This window comes from Bradyrhizobium sp. CCBAU 53340 (assembly GCF_015291645.1).
In the GTDB taxonomy this organism is placed as follows: domain Bacteria; phylum Pseudomonadota; class Alphaproteobacteria; order Rhizobiales; family Xanthobacteraceae; genus Bradyrhizobium.
Genome location: NZ_CP030055.1, coordinates 2777860 through 2792044 on the forward strand (window position 1 = coordinate 2777860; position 14185 = coordinate 2792044).

General features: G+C 64.4%; 16 protein-coding genes. 11 read left to right on the forward strand and 5 right to left on the reverse strand.

Translation table 11 applies throughout. From position 1 onward, the window contains the following. Positions 1-9 precede the first annotated feature (9 nt). Positions 10-474 carry an SRPBCC domain-containing protein gene (locus tag XH89_RS13050; RefSeq protein ID WP_194467443.1) on the reverse strand — a complete coding sequence of 155 codons (465 nt, stop codon included), beginning with the start codon at positions 472-474 and terminating at the stop codon, positions 10-12. Next, the gene (locus XH89_RS13055) at positions 471-806 is read right to left on the reverse strand and encodes a helix-turn-helix transcriptional regulator (protein ID WP_194467444.1); all 336 of its coding nucleotides are present in this window, start codon (positions 804-806) and stop codon (positions 471-473) included. The genes XH89_RS13050 and XH89_RS13055 overlap by 4 nt, the downstream gene beginning before the upstream one ends. A 108-nt stretch (positions 807-914) precedes the next feature. Between XH89_RS13055 and XH89_RS13060 the strand changes: the two genes are divergently transcribed. The 10 genes from XH89_RS13060 to XH89_RS13105 all read left to right on the forward strand — a co-directional run bounded on the left by XH89_RS13060 (position 915) and on the right by XH89_RS13105 (position 10199). Continuing rightward, positions 915-1598 carry a TetR/AcrR family transcriptional regulator gene (locus XH89_RS13060; RefSeq protein ID WP_194467445.1) on the forward strand — a complete coding sequence of 228 codons (684 nt, stop codon included), beginning with the start codon at positions 915-917 and terminating at the stop codon, positions 1596-1598. Beyond that, positions 1595-2383, forward strand: coding sequence for an HlyD family secretion protein (locus XH89_RS13065; protein WP_194467446.1), 789 nt, complete (start codon positions 1595-1597; stop codon positions 2381-2383). The genes XH89_RS13060 and XH89_RS13065 overlap by 4 nt, the downstream gene beginning before the upstream one ends. Further along, positions 2380-3309, forward strand: coding sequence for an ABC transporter ATP-binding protein (locus XH89_RS13070; protein WP_194467447.1), 930 nt, complete (start codon positions 2380-2382; stop codon positions 3307-3309). The genes XH89_RS13065 and XH89_RS13070 overlap by 4 nt, the downstream gene beginning before the upstream one ends. Beyond that, positions 3306-4469: an ABC transporter permease gene (locus XH89_RS13075; protein ID WP_194467448.1), complete on the forward strand. Its 1164-nt coding sequence runs from the start codon at positions 3306-3308 to the stop codon at positions 4467-4469. The genes XH89_RS13070 and XH89_RS13075 overlap by 4 nt, the downstream gene beginning before the upstream one ends. 29 nt (positions 4470-4498) lie before the next feature. Beyond that, on the forward strand, positions 4499-5800 hold the full coding sequence (locus tag XH89_RS13080; RefSeq protein WP_194467449.1) for an adenylate/guanylate cyclase domain-containing protein: 1302 nt from the start codon (positions 4499-4501) through the stop codon (positions 5798-5800). Positions 5801-5914: 114 nt separating this feature from the next. After that, complete coding sequence (locus XH89_RS13085; protein ID WP_194467450.1) at positions 5915-6115, forward strand: hypothetical protein; 201 nt, start codon at positions 5915-5917, stop codon at positions 6113-6115. A 108-nt stretch (positions 6116-6223) separates the two neighbouring features. After that, positions 6224-6955, forward strand: coding sequence for a GntR family transcriptional regulator (locus tag XH89_RS13090; RefSeq protein ID WP_210345246.1), 732 nt, complete (start codon positions 6224-6226; stop codon positions 6953-6955). Positions 6956-7004: 49 nt separating this feature from the next. Beyond that, the gene (locus XH89_RS13095) at positions 7005-8249 is read left to right on the forward strand and encodes an MFS transporter (RefSeq protein ID WP_194467452.1); all 1245 of its coding nucleotides are present in this window, start codon (positions 7005-7007) and stop codon (positions 8247-8249) included. 22 nt (positions 8250-8271) lie between these two features. Then, complete coding sequence (locus XH89_RS13100) at positions 8272-9165, forward strand: amidohydrolase (RefSeq protein ID WP_194467453.1); 894 nt, start codon at positions 8272-8274, stop codon at positions 9163-9165. 119 nt (positions 9166-9284) lie between these two features. Beyond that, entirely contained in the window at positions 9285-10199 is a 915-nt protein-coding gene (locus XH89_RS13105; protein ID WP_194467454.1) for a PhzF family phenazine biosynthesis protein, read from the forward strand. Positions 10200-10414: 215 nt separating this feature from the next. Here XH89_RS13105 and XH89_RS13110 read toward each other — a convergent pair whose 3' ends face one another. The 3 genes from XH89_RS13110 to XH89_RS13120 all read right to left on the reverse strand — a co-directional run bounded on the left by XH89_RS13110 (position 10415) and on the right by XH89_RS13120 (position 12886). After that, the gene (locus XH89_RS13110; RefSeq protein ID WP_194467455.1) at positions 10415-10876 is read right to left on the reverse strand and encodes a DUF488 family protein; all 462 of its coding nucleotides are present in this window, start codon (positions 10874-10876) and stop codon (positions 10415-10417) included. Between the two features lie 165 nt (positions 10877-11041). Beyond that, the gene (locus XH89_RS13115) at positions 11042-11863 is read right to left on the reverse strand and encodes a DUF72 domain-containing protein (RefSeq protein WP_194467456.1); all 822 of its coding nucleotides are present in this window, start codon (positions 11861-11863) and stop codon (positions 11042-11044) included. Between the two features lie 84 nt (positions 11864-11947). After that, positions 11948-12886, reverse strand: coding sequence for a LysR family transcriptional regulator (locus tag XH89_RS13120; protein WP_194467457.1), 939 nt, complete (start codon positions 12884-12886; stop codon positions 11948-11950). Between the two features lie 211 nt (positions 12887-13097). Between XH89_RS13120 and XH89_RS13125 the strand changes: the two genes are divergently transcribed. After that, on the forward strand, positions 13098-14177 hold the full coding sequence (locus XH89_RS13125; RefSeq protein ID WP_194467458.1) for an ABC transporter ATP-binding protein: 1080 nt from the start codon (positions 13098-13100) through the stop codon (positions 14175-14177). Positions 14178-14185: the final 8 nt, after the last annotated feature.

The following is a 14185-nucleotide window of genomic DNA, read 5'->3' on the forward strand; positions in this document are numbered from 1 at the left end:
AACAACTCCTCAACTGTCTTCGCCGCTGATTTCGTCGAGCTGCCGAATGACCTTCTTCCAGCCGCCGCTCATGACGGTGTAGGCACTGTCGTTCCTCGGCATGGCGAAGCCCGCATGCACCAGCTGGATGCGCGTGCCGGCTTCAACCGGGGTGAGGGACCACGTCACAACAGTATCGAGCGGCGCGCCGTAGCCGGTGTTGCGTTCATCGCCACCCTTCCAGGCATAGACGAGACGCCTGAACGGGACGACTTCCAGAACGCGGCAATGGATGACGCCATCCCAGTGGCCGCCCGGCTTGGTCTGGTAGGTGAAGACATTGCCTTCGACCGCTTCGAAACCGGTCGGCGGCATCAGCCAGCGTGCAATCAGTTGCGCGCTGGTCAACACCTTCCATACCGTCTCCGGCGCGTGAGGGAGTACCTCGTCCATCACGATGTCTTTGGTCTCGGCTTGCAACGCAGCTGCACTCACGGGTCGATCTCCTTCAAGAGGTCACGCAGATTCTCGAAGCGCTCGCGCCAGAAGACACCGTAATGATCCATCCAGGTGACCAGCGGTTCGAGTCCTTGCGGGGCGGCGCGGTAATAGACGTTGCGGCCCTCGGCGCGTTCGGCGACGAGGCCGGCCTGCTTCAGCGATTTCAGGTGCTGCGAGATCGCGCCCTGCGTCACGCCACTGCCGCGCGTCAGCTCGGCGACGCTGATCTCCTTGCTGTCGAAAACGCGCTCGAACACCGCACGGCGGGTAGGATCGGCGAGGGCGCGCATCACGGCGGTGACGGGATTTGGGGCGGCTTCGATCATGTCAACAAATTAGCGATCGCTAATGAATTAGTCAATACTAATTCGTTCGCGCGCCAACGACCCGGAATCTCGATTGACTATGACTGACTAGTCAGTCATAAATTGAAAATGACAAAACGGCCCACCAAAGCGGCTACGGCCAAAGCAGCGCCCCACCATCCGGAAGGCGGCAGGGACGCCGCGCCGGCATCGAACCGCGCCGCGCGCGCAGCGGAGCGACGCGCGGCGATCGTGGAGGCGGCGATGGAGGAATTCATTTCGCGCGGCTTTGCCGCGACACGGCTCGACGACATCGCCAAGCGGGCGGGCGTCGCCAAGGGCACGATCTACCTGCACTTCAGGGACAAGGAATCGATGTTTGAGGAGCTGGTCCGCGTCGTGATCGTGCCCGTGGTCGCGCGGCTCACGGCGCTGCCGCCGCCGACCGGTTCGGTGCGGGACCTCATCGAAGGCTTCGCCGGCAACTTTCTGAAAGAGGTGATCGGCACAAGGCGCGGCGATCTCGTTCGGCTGATCGTGGCGGAAGGGCCGCGCTTTCCCTCGGTCGCCGACTTTTACTACCGCGAGGTCGTCTCGCGCGGGATCGCCAGCATGCGCGCGCTGATCGAACTCGGCGTCGCCCGCGGCGAGATTCACCAGAAGAATCTCGCGCGCTATCCGCAGATCCTGATCGCGCCGGCGATGATCGCGGTGATCTGGCAGAGCCTGTTTGCGCGGCATGCGCCGCTCGATGCGCAGGACATGCTGCGTGTCCATCTCGATTTGATTTTTGGCGAACGGAGGACGACATGACGTCGTCGCAAAGGATTTTCAGGTTTGCATTGGCCGCCGCGCTGGCAATCGGGCTTGCTGCCTGCAAGGAGAAGCGCGATCCCGGTTTCCAGGGCTGGGTCGAGGCGGACATGATCTTCGTCAGCCCGGACGAAGCGGGGCGGGTGACCAAGCTGAACGTCCGCGAGGGCGAGGAGGTCAAGGTGGGCGAGCCCCTCTATTCCGTCGACGACGATCTCCAGCTCGCCGATCTCAACCAGAACAAGGCAACGCTCGCGAATGCGCAGCAGACCTATGACCGCGCGGCGTCGCTGAGCAAGACCGGCTCGGGCACGCAGGCCAATCTCGATTCGGCCGTCTCCGCCTTGCGCGTCGCCGAAGCGCGGGTTGCGACGTCGGAGACTCGAATGTCGCGGCGCAAGGGCTTTGCGCCGGTCACCGGCACTGTTCAGCAGATCTATTTTCGCGAGGGCGAGATGGTGGGGGCACAGCGGCCGGTGCTCTCGATCATGCCACCCGGCAACATGAAGCTGCGCTTCTTCGTGCCGGAAACGGAGTTGCCGAAGCTGTCGATCGGCGACGAGGTGCGGGTCGCCTGCGACAATTGCGCCGCCGATCTCACCGCCAAGATCTACTTCATCGCGACCACGGCCGAATACACTCCGCCGGTGATCTACAGCCTCGATGAGCGCAACAAGCTCGTCTACCTGATCCAGGCGCGGCCCTCGCGGCCGGATGCCTTGCGCGTCGGCCAGCCCATCAGCGTCTATCTCAACCCGAAGACCCCGGTGGCGGACAAGCGATGAACGGTGCCAACGACATCGCGATCGACGTCAAGGGCCTGACCAAATCGTTCGGCGGACGCGAGGTCGTGCACGATCTGTCGATGCAGGTGAAGCGCGGCTCGATCTACGGCTTCCTCGGGCCGAACGGCTCGGGCAAGACCACCACCATCCGCATTCTCTGCGGCCTCTTGACGCCTGACAGCGGCGAGGGCACCTGCCTCGGCTACGACATCCTGAAGGACGCCGAAAAGATCAAGCGGCAGGTCGGCTACATGACCCAGCGCTTCAGCCTGTATCAGGACCTTTCGGTGCGCGAGAATCTCGAATTCGTCGCGCGGCTCTATGGAATCGCCGACGCACGCGGTGCGGCGCGCGACATGATCAAGCGGCTCGGCCTCTCGGGCCGCGAGGGGCAGCTCGCCGGCGAGCTCTCCGGCGGCTGGAAGCAGCGCCTCGCATTGGGGGCCTGCACGTTGCCCAATCCAAAACTGTTGCTGCTGGACGAGCCGACCGCCGGCGTCGATCCCAAGGCGCGGCGCGACTTCTGGAACGAGATCCATGCGCTGGCAGCCGATGGTCTCACCGTGCTGGTCTCGACCCATTACATGGACGAGGCCGAGCGCTGCCACGAGATCGCCTATATCGCCTATGGCCATCTCCTGGCACACGGCACCGTCGACGAGGTGATCGCGAAATCCGCGCTGACCACCTACACGGTCACCGGCGAGCTGAGCGGTCTTGCGGCCGATCTCGCCGGCAAGCCCGGGGTCGACATGGTGGCTCCGTTCGGCACCTCGCTGCACGTCTCGGGCCGCGACGTTGCGGCGCTCGAAGCCAGCATCGCGCCATGGCGGGAGAAGAGCGGCCTGCACTGGCAGAAATCGGCGCCGTCGCTGGAGGACGTCTTCATCGAGCTAATGGGCCGCTCCAGGGACAATTTCCAATGAGCACCATTCGCGCAACCGGCCCCTTGCGGGAGATCCGCGACCGTTTCGGCTTCTGGCGGCGCTCCTATGCCATGATGGCGAAGGAGTTCATTCAGCTTCGCCGGGACCGCGTCTCGTTCGCGATGATCGTGGCGATCCCGGTGATGCAGCTTCTTTTGTTCGGGTATGCCATCAACACCACGCCGCATCATCTGCCGAGCGCGGTGCTGCTGCAGGAGGATTCTGATCTTGCCCGCTCGGTCCTGAAGGCGCTGGAGAACACTGCCTATTTCCGCTTCGTCTATGAAGTGCACGACGTCGACGATTTCGACAATCTGCTGAAGTCCGGCAAGGTGCTGTTCGGCGTCGAGATCCCGCGCGGCTTCGAGCGTGCGGTGCGGCGCGGCGACAAGCCGGCGCTTCTGGTCGCAGCCGACGCGACCGATCCGGTCGCCGCAAGCTCCGCACTGGGCTCGCTCGGCATGATCGTGCAGACTGCGCTCGCGCACGATCTCTATATCGGCGATCCGCCGGCCCTGCCGTTCGAGATCCGCGCCCATGCGCGCTACAATCCGGCAGCGGAATCACGGCTCAACATCGTGCCGGGACTGGTCGGCACCATCCTCACCATGACCATGCTGATCTTCACCGCGCTGTCGGTGACGCGCGAGATCGAGCGTGGCACCATGGAGAGCCTGCTGTCGATGCCGATCAAGCCGGTCGAGGTGATGATCGGCAAGATCGTTCCCTACATCCTGGTCGGCTTCATCCAGGCCTTCCTGATCGTCAATATCGGAGTGTTCCTGTTCGGCGTACCCGTGCTCGGCAATCTGCTGCTGCTGGCGGCACTTTCGACCCTCTTCATCGCCGCTAATCTTGCGATCGGCTACACGTTCTCCACCATCGCGCAGAATCAGCTGCAGGCGATCCAGATGTCGTTCATGTTCTTCCTGCCGAGCATTCTCTTGTCCGGCTTCATGTTCCCGTTCGCGGGCATGCCGACCTGGGCGCAATATGTCGGCGAATGCCTGCCGCTGACGCATTATCTGCGCATCGTCCGCGCCATCATGCTGAAGGGCGCCACCATGCCGAACTTGCGCTTCGACACCGCGGCGCTGGCGGCGCTGATGCTGATCGCCATGACCATCGCCGTGACGCGCTTCCGCCGCACGCTGGATTGAGGCAGACTGCCCCGGAATCGGGGGATGGAATGGTCAGCCTTTTGAAAGCCCGGCACAAAGCCGTCCTGTCGGAGGAGTTCGAGCACGAGCTGACGCGCGAAGTGCTGCGCACCGAATTGCTGCGGGTGAAGGCGCTGATCGCCACAGGCCTCGTCATGATGGTCTTGCTCACGGCGACCTTCGTGATCGACCCTGCCATCGTGAACCGGATCTGGCACGGGACAGAGGGCATGACCCGCGAATACGTGCTCGTGGCGGGCTTCCTGCTCTTCGAGGTCTGGGTCCACAGCCAGATCAGGCGAAACCTGAAACTTGATCGCGACCTGCCGGTGATCAGACGCTATATCGGCACCCTGATCGAAACGTCGCTGCCGACGTTGATCCTGATCCTGCAGATCCGCAGCATGGGCGCCGGGCCCGCGCTCGGTTTCGTGTTGCCGATGGTCTATTTCATCTTCGTCATTCTTTCGACGCTGCGACTCGATTTCTGGCTGTCCACCTTCACGGGATTTGTCGCGGCAAGCGAACTCCTCGCCGTCGCGCTGTACTACAATTCGGCCAGCGACAGCGGCGAACCCCTGATCTACTTCCACACCGTGCGCAGCGCCATCATCCTGGTTTGTGGCGTGCTGGCAGGCTCGGTCGGCGCGCAGTTGCGCCGGCAGTTCGCCGCGAGCATCGCGGCGGCCACCGCGCGCGATCGGGTGACCAATCTGTTCGGCCAGCACGTCTCGCCACAGGTGGTCGAGCGGCTGATGTCGGAGGGGACGAGCGCGGCCGGGGACCTGCGCCGCGTCGCGGTGATGTTCGTCGATTTCCGCGGCTTTACAGCCGGGGCGCAATCGCGCACGCCACAGGAGGTGGTCGACCGGCTCGACGGCGCCTTCGCGGTGCTGGTCGATATTCTCGATCGCCATGGCGGCATCGTGAACAAGTTTCTCGGCGACGGTTTTCTCGCGCTGTTCGGCGCACCTTTGGAGGCCTCCGATGCGGCGCATCGTGCGGTCGCCGCCGGCCGCGACATGCTGACCGCGATGGACCACATCAATGCGCAGACGAGCCGGCCGCTGCGGATCGGCATCGGCATCCATTTCGGCGAGGTCGTCGCGGGCAATATCGGCTCGCCCCGACGCAAGGAATATACCGTCATCGGCGACACCGTGAATTTTGCATCGCGGCTGGAGGCGCTGAACAAGGAGTTCGGCTCACAGTTCCTGATCTCTGCATCCGTGCGCGATGTGCTTGGCGACGACGGCGAGGATGCGGTGGCCCTCGGCGAGGTCACGGTGCGCGGTTACGAACAGCCGGTTGCCGTGTTTCAACTTGGATAGGGAAGTGCTCGCGTTTCTTTGAAGCGGCACGCTGAAATATTTCAACTGGCTCTCCGCTCCTGCACTCAGGAGGCCGAAACCTCTCGGCCTTCTGATGTCACGCGGAGAAGATCCATGACCCGATTGACCTTTGTTTCGGCCGCCTTGATTGCCGCTTCCGTCTACCAGACCCAGTCTGCAGCCGCACGCGACGTTGCCCCGACGCGGCGCGCCGCAGCTCACGCCACGGCAGATTGCGTCAGGGCGCCGGCTGAGGGCGCGTATGCCTCCGCTCCCTACAAGGAGCCGCCCTGCATGCCAAAGACCACGAACTGACGACCGGCGCGGGCCGGTCCGGCGGCGTTCGCCGGACCGGCCCACGGCAGGCCGCAGCAATCACAATCGGGCTTGACTCCAGCTTCATATAGTCATCTATATGACTATATGAATTTGGCCCCGCGTGACGACCGCCTGCCACGTTACCAGCGCCTGCGCGACGACCTCGCCGCGCGGATCAACCGCAATGAGTGGCGGCCGGGCGAGCCGATCCCGTCGGAGGCCGAGCTTGGAGCGCATTACGGCGTCGCCATCGGCACCGTGCGCAAGGCGATCGACCAACTCGTGGCAGACGCGGTGCTGGAGCGGCAGCAGGGCCGCGGCACTTTCGTGCGTCGCGCACGCTTCAATTCCTCGCTGTTCCGCTTCTTCCGCTTCCAGTCCGAGAGCGGCGAGCGGCGCGTGCCGAAGAGCCGCATCCTCAGGCGCAAGAGCGTGCCGGCGACTTCAGCCGTGGCATCGGCGCTCCGCATTCCCACAGGCGAGCCCGTGATCAGCCTGTCGCGCCTGCGGCTGATCGACGACGTGCCGCTGCTCGCGGAAGAGATCTGGCTCCAGCAGTCGCGTTTTGCCGAAATCCTGGAGATCGATACGGCCGAGTTCGGCGATCTCTTGTATCCGCTCTACGAGGAGCGCTGCGGTGAGGTCGTGGTTTCCGCCGAGGAAATCCTGACCGTCGAGACCGCCAACGAGATGCAGGCGCGCCTGCTCAGGCTCGAGGCCCATGCGCCGCTGATCGTGATCGAGCGCCTTGCGCTCGACCTGGAGCGGCGGCCGATCGAATGGCGCCGTTCGCGCGGACCGGCGGACCGCTTCCGCTATCACGCCGAGATCCGGTGAGCGCGGCTTTCAACGACATCAAACAATAACGCGTACAGGGGTAGGAAACATGTCGAACTGGTACAGTGAGAGCTCGCCGCTGGAGCGGCGCACGTTCTGGGCAAGCTTTGGCGGCTGGGCGCTGGATGCGCTCGATGTCCAGATGTTCGGCCTCGCCATCCCCGCGCTGATCGCGGCTTTCGGCATCAGCAAGGCGGATGCCGGATTGCTCGGCTCGGTCACCCTGTTCTTCGGCGCGTTCGGCGGCTGGCTTGGTGGCGCGCTCGGCGATCGCTTCGGTCGCGTTAAGGCGCTCCAGATCACGGTCGCGACCTTTGCGCTTGCAACCTTCGCGTCGGCATTCGCGATGAGCTACGCCCAGCTCCTGGTGCTCAAGGCGGTCCAGGGCCTCGGCTTCGGCGCCGAATGGGCCTGCGGCGCGGTGCTGATGGCGGAGATCATCCGCCCCGAGCATCGCGGCAAGGCGCTTGGCACCGTGCAGAGCGCCTGGGCGGTCGGCTGGGGCGCGGCGGTGCTGCTGTCCGCACTGGTCTTCACCTATGCGCCGGCTGAGATCGCCTGGCGGATCCTGTTTGCGATCGGGCTGTTGCCGGCACTGCTCATCATCTTCATCCGCCGCGGGCTGAAGGAGCCGCCGCGTGCCATTGCAAAGGATGCAGAGGCGCCGTTCCTCGCCACGCTATCGGGGATCTTCCATCGCGACGTGCTGCGCTCGACGCTGGTCGGCGGTCTGTTCGGCATCGGCGCCCATGGCGGCTATGCCGCGCTCACGACGTTCCTGCCGACATTCCTGCGAGAGGTCCGGCACCTGTCGGTGCTCGGCTCCAGCTTCTATCTTGCCGTCATCATCGTCGCCTTCTTCTGCGGCTGTGTCGCGAGCGGCATCATCAGCGACCGCGTCGGCCGCCGCGCCAATGTCGCCTTTTTCGCAGCCGCCTGCATCGTCACCGTGTTGGTCTATATCTTTGCACCGCTGACCAACAACCAGATGCTGGTACTCGGATTTCCGCTCGGCTTCTTTGCGGCCGGCATTCCAGCGAGCATGGCGGCGCTGTTCAGCGAGCTCTATCCCGCGGGCGTGCGCGGCACCGGGGTCGGCTTCTGCTACAATTTCGGCCGCGTCGTCTCCGCTGCGTTCCCTTTCCTGGTCGGCTTCCTCAGTGATCGCATCGGCCTCGGTCCCGCGATCGGCATCGATGCGGCCTTTGCCTATGCGCTGGTGCTGATCGCGGTGCTGCTGCTGCCCGAAACCCGCGGCAAGGTGTTCGAGGTGCCAGCGGCAACGCGCGCCTGACCACGAATGAGGAGAAGCCACCATGACAATCTTCCAGCGCGGCCTTTCGCGCCGCCAGTTCGGCGTGGGCCTCGTGTCCCTCGCGATGGCACCGGCAACCCGAGCCATGAGTGAGACGGCCTTGCCTGTCATCGATACCCACGCGCATGTGTTTCACCGCGGTCTCAAGCTCGCGCCGGGCCGGCGCTATGCGCCCGACTACGACGCGCCGCTGTCGCTCTATCTCGAGCAGCTCGATCACAACGGCATGACCAATGGCGTGCTGGTGCAGCCAAGCTTTCTCGGCACCGACAATTCCTATCTGGTCGACTGCCTGAAACAGACCGGCGGCCGCCTGCGCGGCATTGCGGTGGTCGATCCCGCGGTCACCGCGGACGAGCTGCGCGCGCTCGACAAAGCCGGTATCGTCGGCATCCGCCTCAATCTCGTCGGTCAATCCTTGCCCGACCTTGCGGCAAGCGAATGGAAGGCGCTGCTCGCTAACGTGAAGGCGATGGGTTGGCAGGTCGAGATCCAGCGCAACGCGTCCGATCTCGCCGTGCTCACCCCGCAGCTGCTCGATCTCGGCGTCACCGTGGTGCTCGATCACTATGCGCTGCCGGATCCCAAGCTCGGCGTCTCGGATCCCGGCTTTCAGTCCGTGCTGAAGTTAGGGGCGACGCGGAACGTGTGGGTCAAGATCTCTGCGCCGTATCGCAACGGCCCGGCCGGCGAGAGCTTTGCCAAGGAGGCCTATCCGCTGCTGCGCAGTGCCTATGGTCTCGATCGCCTGCTGTGGGGCAGCGACTGGCCGCACACGCAGTTCGAGGCAACGCAGACCTACGCGAAGAACCGCCAATTCCTCGACACCCTCATCGCCGACGAGCGCGAACGCGTGCAAGTGCTGTCCTCGCCGCGGCCGCTCTTCCGCTTCTGACACGCGCAGCGATTGCTCCGATTGCACTCAATTTTGGGGCATGACTGATGATGTTTTGCGCTTGTAGAGTGCTGCGCGAGGCGGCCAGTTTGCGGCCGCCATTTGCGTGAGGACATGCCATGCAGCGCCGCTACGTCACCGTCGACGTGTTCACCGACCGCGCCTTCGGCGGCAACCAGCTCGCCGTGGTGCTCGATGCCGCCGGGCTGTCGACGCAGCAGATGCAGGCGATCGCGACCGAGTTCAACTATTCCGAGACGACCTTCGTGCTGCCGCCGCGCGACAAGGCCAACGATGCCGAGGTGCGCATCTTCACGCCGGTGCTGGAGATTGCGTTCGCCGGCCACCCCAATGTCGGCACCGCCTTCGTGCTGGCCTCGATGGCGAAGGAGCCGAAGCCGCGCCTGATGTTCGAGGAGAAAGCCGGCCTCGTGCCGGTCGATATCGTGCGAGAGCAGGGAAGGGTGATCAGGACCGAGCTCACCGCGCCGCAGCCGCTCGCGCGGTATGCGCCGCTGTCACCGGCTGAAGCCGCAAGCTGCATTTCACTCAATGCAGATGACATCAAGACCGACAACCACGCACCGCATGTGGTCACCGTCGGAAACGCATTTCTGGTGATGGAGCTGCATTCGCGCGAGGCGCTGAAGCGGGCCCGGCCGGATGCTGCGGCCTACGGCAAGATTCTGCCGCGCGATGGCGCCCGCTCGGTGTGGTTCTATACGCGCGACGTGCCTTCAACTGAGTCGCCATGCGAGCGGCAGGCGCGCATGTTCATGCGCGGCGCCAGCGGCCTCACCGAGGATCCCGCCACCGGCAGCGCAACGGTCGCGGCTGCCGCGCTGTTCGCCGATCTCGATCCTGTCAGGGATGGCGAGCTGAAGCTCACGATCGGCCAGGGCTTTGACATGGGCCGCCCCAGCATCCTCCAGACGCGCGTCGTGAAGCAGGACGGCAAGATCGTCTCCGCGCATGTCGGCGGTGCCTGTGTGCAGATGATGGAGGGGACGTTCAGGCTGGCGGGGGAGGGGTAGGCTCTCCTCGCCGGTCACTGTCGGCCCGCAGTGCGCGCCCGTGCTAGATCCGTCATCCTGAGGTGCGAGCGCTTGCGAGCCTCGAAGGATGAACGGTCAAGGTGCCGCCGCGTCGCCACGCCGTCGTCCTTCGAGGGCCGCTGAAGAAGCGGCCACCTCAGGATGACGGCTACTGCTAGACCGTTGTATGATCCGGCATGTGCCTCGAATGCGGGCTACACCTGCCGCCCCGCCAGATTCTTCACTGCCACCCCGTCGCGCTCCTCGATGATCTCCGCGATCATCTGGCGGTGGCAATGGGTATGATCGCGCTCGTAGCAGAGCAGGCAGACGGGACCCGCCTTCTTCACCAGCGCCGAGAGCTCATCCATCTGTTCCCTGGCCTCGGGCGTCTTCAGGTGCTTGGAGAAAATCTTCTCCAGCACGTCGTATTGGCCGCTGCGGGCCGCGAGGCGGCCTTCCTTCGGCGTGCCTAGCGCTGCCAGATGAACATAGGCGATGCCGCGCTCATCCAGCCCCGCGGCCAACTGTTTCTTGGAAAAGCCGGGCCGCCGCGACGACGTCACCGCGCGCACGTCGACGACGAGCTTGATGCCGGCCTGCTCCAGTTCGTCCAGCACGGCCTTGGGTGGCGTCTGCTCATAGCCGATGGTGAAGAGCTTTTTTGCCTTGGCCATAAGGCACCTCAGGCAATGAAAAGGGGGGGCGTCATGCCCGGGCTTGTCCCGGGCATCCACGTTCTTTGTGCGGCGGTGCAAGGCCGTGGATGGCCGGGACAAGCCCGGCCATGACGTGCGGAGGCTGTAGTGCTCCTAACCGCATGCATCATAGGCGCTAGCTCCTCAGCTCACTCGCGCGATCAGTTCCATGGCGCCGTGCGGTGCGCGCACCTTGCCCTCGTGGATGACATAGGCGAACACGTCGCGCAGTTCCTTCTTCGGCTTGGTCTTGTCAACCTTCGGCAGGTCGTCGGGTTCACTTCCCTCAGCCCAGGCCTGGAAGCGCGCGGCCCAGGCGTCGAGCTGCTTCGGCGGGTAGCAGGTCTTGATCTCGTCATTGCCCTTTTGCAAGCGCGCATAGACGAAATCACCGGCGACATCGGCGATCGCCGGATACTTGCCATGCTCGGCGAACACGACCGGCGTCTCGAACTCGCGGATCAGCGCGATGAAGTCAGGCGTGCAGAAACTGTCGTGGCGCACCTCCACCACATGGCGCAGTGCGCGCCCCTCGAGCTTGCGCGGCAGCAGCTCCAGGAACTTGCCGAAATCGGCACCGTCGAACTTCTTGGTGGGCGCGAACTGCCACAGCACCGGTCCCAGATGATCGCCGAGTTCCAGTACGCCGGAATCATAGAACCGCTTGATGGAATCGCCGGCCTCGGCCAGCACGCGGCGATTGGTGGCAAAGCGCGGTCCCTTCACCGAGAACACAAAACTATCGGGGACTTCGCTCGCCCATTTGCGAAAGCTTTCCGGCTTCTGCGAGCCGTAATAGGTGCCGTTGATCTCGATCGAGGTCAGCTTGGAGGCCGCGTAGGACAGTTCCTTCGCCTGCGTCAGCTTCTCCGGGTAGAACACGCCGCGCCAGGGCTCGAAGGTCCAGCCGCCGATGCCGATGTAGATGTTGCCGGATTTTTTGGACGCGGTTTTTGCTTTGGCCACGGGGGATCTCGCATCGACAGGAAGGGGAAGGGCGTATCCTATTCAAACCGGAAGTGATTGGCCAGTTGCGACTCCCCCAAACCATCAATAGCACGCCGACATCAACCCGAGCTTCGGATAGAGACGGTCAAGCGCGGCGATCTCGATCTTCATCTGCGCGATGATCCAGTCGCGGATCTCGGCGGCGACGGGGCGCATCGGCCGGTTGCGCGGCGGCAGGAATTCGCAGATACGGCGCGTCGTGGCGAGTGTGTCGGAGGCGGGCACCAGCGCCCCGGTTAGGAGCCAGTGAGAGGCCACGGTCAGCCAGCCGAGCGCAATGCCCTGGCCGAGCAGCGCGGCCTGCACCACGACCGCATAGTCGGTCAAGCTTAGCGCTTTGGCCGCGCCGCGGCGTCCGGTAAGGAGCGAGGCGTAATCTGCAGCCCAGTCGTCCGGCGTCTCCGCGAGGCGGATGATGGTATTGCCTTCGGCGGGATCAGCCTCGCCGAGATAGCCCGGGCTGCACATCGGCAGCATGACTTCCTTCATCACCAATGTGCCGCCGGAGGACGGCTCGTCGCGGTCGCGGAAGCGCATGCCAAGATCGACGTTCTCCACGGCTCCGCGCAGTGCGCCGGAGATGAGTTGGAAGCGCAAATCGACCTGCGGAAACTGCCTCTGCAGCTTGTCGATGCGCGGCATCAGCCAGTGCGTGGTGAAGGCGGAGGAGACCGACAGTGTCACGGTCTCGGTGCCCTTGCGACGGCGCTCGATCTCGGTGAGGCCGGTCTCGATGCTGCGAAATCCTTCGAGCACGCGGCGATAGAGCAGCTCGCCTTCTTCGGTGAGCACCGCGCGTCCCGCCTTGCGGTCGAACAGGCGCACGCCGAGATGCTCCTCGAATTGCCCGAGCATGCGGCTCACTGCCGGCTGCGTGACATTCAGTTCGGCGGCGGCAGCCGTGAAGCTGCCATTGCGCGCCGCTGCGTCGAAGACGAACAGGGCGTTACTTGAGGGCAGCATCCGGCGCAGCTCGGGCATAACACCATGTTATGAGCGCCGTGAGAATTTGGCAATTGCCGGTTTTCGGCAAGTCTGTTGTCATCGGCATCGCGAGCTTAAAGGCTAGGTTCGCGAGCGAGGATTAGGTGCACTGCACGCTGCAACCGTGCGTGCCCAAAATCGGTGTCTATAAAGCAAGCTTATGGCGCGCAGCGAGGCACGCCGTCGAGGGACATGGCGAGGTCGATCGTTGGACAAACGAGCGGAAAGCGTCGAGATCAGGTCCGCGAGCAAGTCATATGGCGCCGTTCGCGCCCTCGACCATGTGTCCCTCAATGTTGCCGCCGGCGAGTTCGTCTCGCTGCTCGGTCCGTCCGGTTCCGGCAAGACCACGCTGCTCGGCATTCTGGGCGGCTTCATCCTGCCGACGTCAGGCACCATCCTGTTCGGCGGCCGCGATGTCACTTACATGCCGCCGCACAAGCGCGACATCGGCGTCGTGTTCCAGAACTACGCGCTGTTCCCGCATATGAGCGTCGGCGAGAATGTTGCCTTTCCCCTGCGTGCGCGCCGTTTGCCGAAAGCGAGCTGGCCCGACAAGGTGCGCGCGGCGTTGTCGATGGTCGGCCTTGCCGGCTACGAGGAGCGCGGCATCGCCCAGCTCTCCGGCGGCCAGCGCCAGCGCGTGGCGCTCGCGCGCGCCATGATCTTCGAGCCGCGGCTGATCCTGATGGATGAGCCGCTTTCCGCGCTCGACAAGCAGCTGCGCGAATCCATGCAGATCGAGTTGCGCGCGCTGCACAAGCGCATCCAGGCCACCATCATATACGTCACCCATGACCAGCGCGAAGCGCTCACGATGAGCGACCGCGTCGCCGTGATGAGGGACGGCCGCCTGGTCCAGATCGACAAACCCGAGCAGCTGCACGATCATCCCGCCGATTCCTTTGTCGCGAGTTTCATCGGCGAGGCGACAATGCTGCCGGTCCGCCGCGTCGATGCGTCCAGCGTCGCGCTCGGCAACGCCTTGCTGCGCAGCGCTCGGCGCATTCCTGACGGTGACGCCCTGATGCTCGCCGTGCACAGTGAAAAGCTCCTAATCGACGACGGCGCACAAGACGCCGCCTGCAATCGCCTGACTGGGACAGTCACCGACACCGTCTACCAGGGCGAGAGCCTGCGCATCTTCCTGGCGCTGGCCGGCGGCATCACGCTCAGCCTGCGCCAGCCCAGCTATCACCAGGCCTATAGCCGGATCCCGCCGCTCGGCGGCAGCCTCACCGTCACCCTTCACCCCGAGGACACCATCGTCGTGCCCCGGGTGGACTGAATCCCTGT

Excerpts from the sequence above, each read along its gene's own strand:
- XH89_RS13055 (WP_194467444.1), bottom strand. The coding sequence starts at position 806 with ATGATCGAAGCCGCCCCAAATCCCGTCACCGCCGTGATGCGCGCCCTC.
- XH89_RS13060 (WP_194467445.1), top strand. The coding sequence starts at position 915 with ATGACAAAACGGCCCACCAAAGCGGCTACGGCCAAAGCAGCGCCCCAC.
- XH89_RS13065 (WP_194467446.1), top strand. The coding sequence starts at position 1,595 with ATGACGTCGTCGCAAAGGATTTTCAGGTTTGCATTGGCCGCCGCGCTG.
- XH89_RS13070 (WP_194467447.1), top strand. The coding sequence starts at position 2,380 with ATGAACGGTGCCAACGACATCGCGATCGACGTCAAGGGCCTGACCAAA.
- XH89_RS13075 (WP_194467448.1), top strand. The coding sequence starts at position 3,306 with ATGAGCACCATTCGCGCAACCGGCCCCTTGCGGGAGATCCGCGACCGT.
- XH89_RS13080 (WP_194467449.1), top strand. The coding sequence starts at position 4,499 with ATGGTCAGCCTTTTGAAAGCCCGGCACAAAGCCGTCCTGTCGGAGGAG.
- XH89_RS13085 (WP_194467450.1), top strand. The coding sequence starts at position 5,915 with ATGACCCGATTGACCTTTGTTTCGGCCGCCTTGATTGCCGCTTCCGTC.
- XH89_RS13090 (WP_210345246.1), top strand. The coding sequence starts at position 6,224 with ATGAATTTGGCCCCGCGTGACGACCGCCTGCCACGTTACCAGCGCCTG.
- XH89_RS13095 (WP_194467452.1), top strand. The coding sequence starts at position 7,005 with ATGTCGAACTGGTACAGTGAGAGCTCGCCGCTGGAGCGGCGCACGTTC.
- XH89_RS13100 (WP_194467453.1), top strand. The coding sequence starts at position 8,272 with ATGACAATCTTCCAGCGCGGCCTTTCGCGCCGCCAGTTCGGCGTGGGC.
- XH89_RS13105 (WP_194467454.1), top strand. The coding sequence starts at position 9,285 with ATGCAGCGCCGCTACGTCACCGTCGACGTGTTCACCGACCGCGCCTTC.
- XH89_RS13110 (WP_194467455.1), bottom strand. The coding sequence starts at position 10,876 with ATGGCCAAGGCAAAAAAGCTCTTCACCATCGGCTATGAGCAGACGCCA.
- XH89_RS13120 (WP_194467457.1), bottom strand. The coding sequence starts at position 12,886 with ATGCCCGAGCTGCGCCGGATGCTGCCCTCAAGTAACGCCCTGTTCGTC.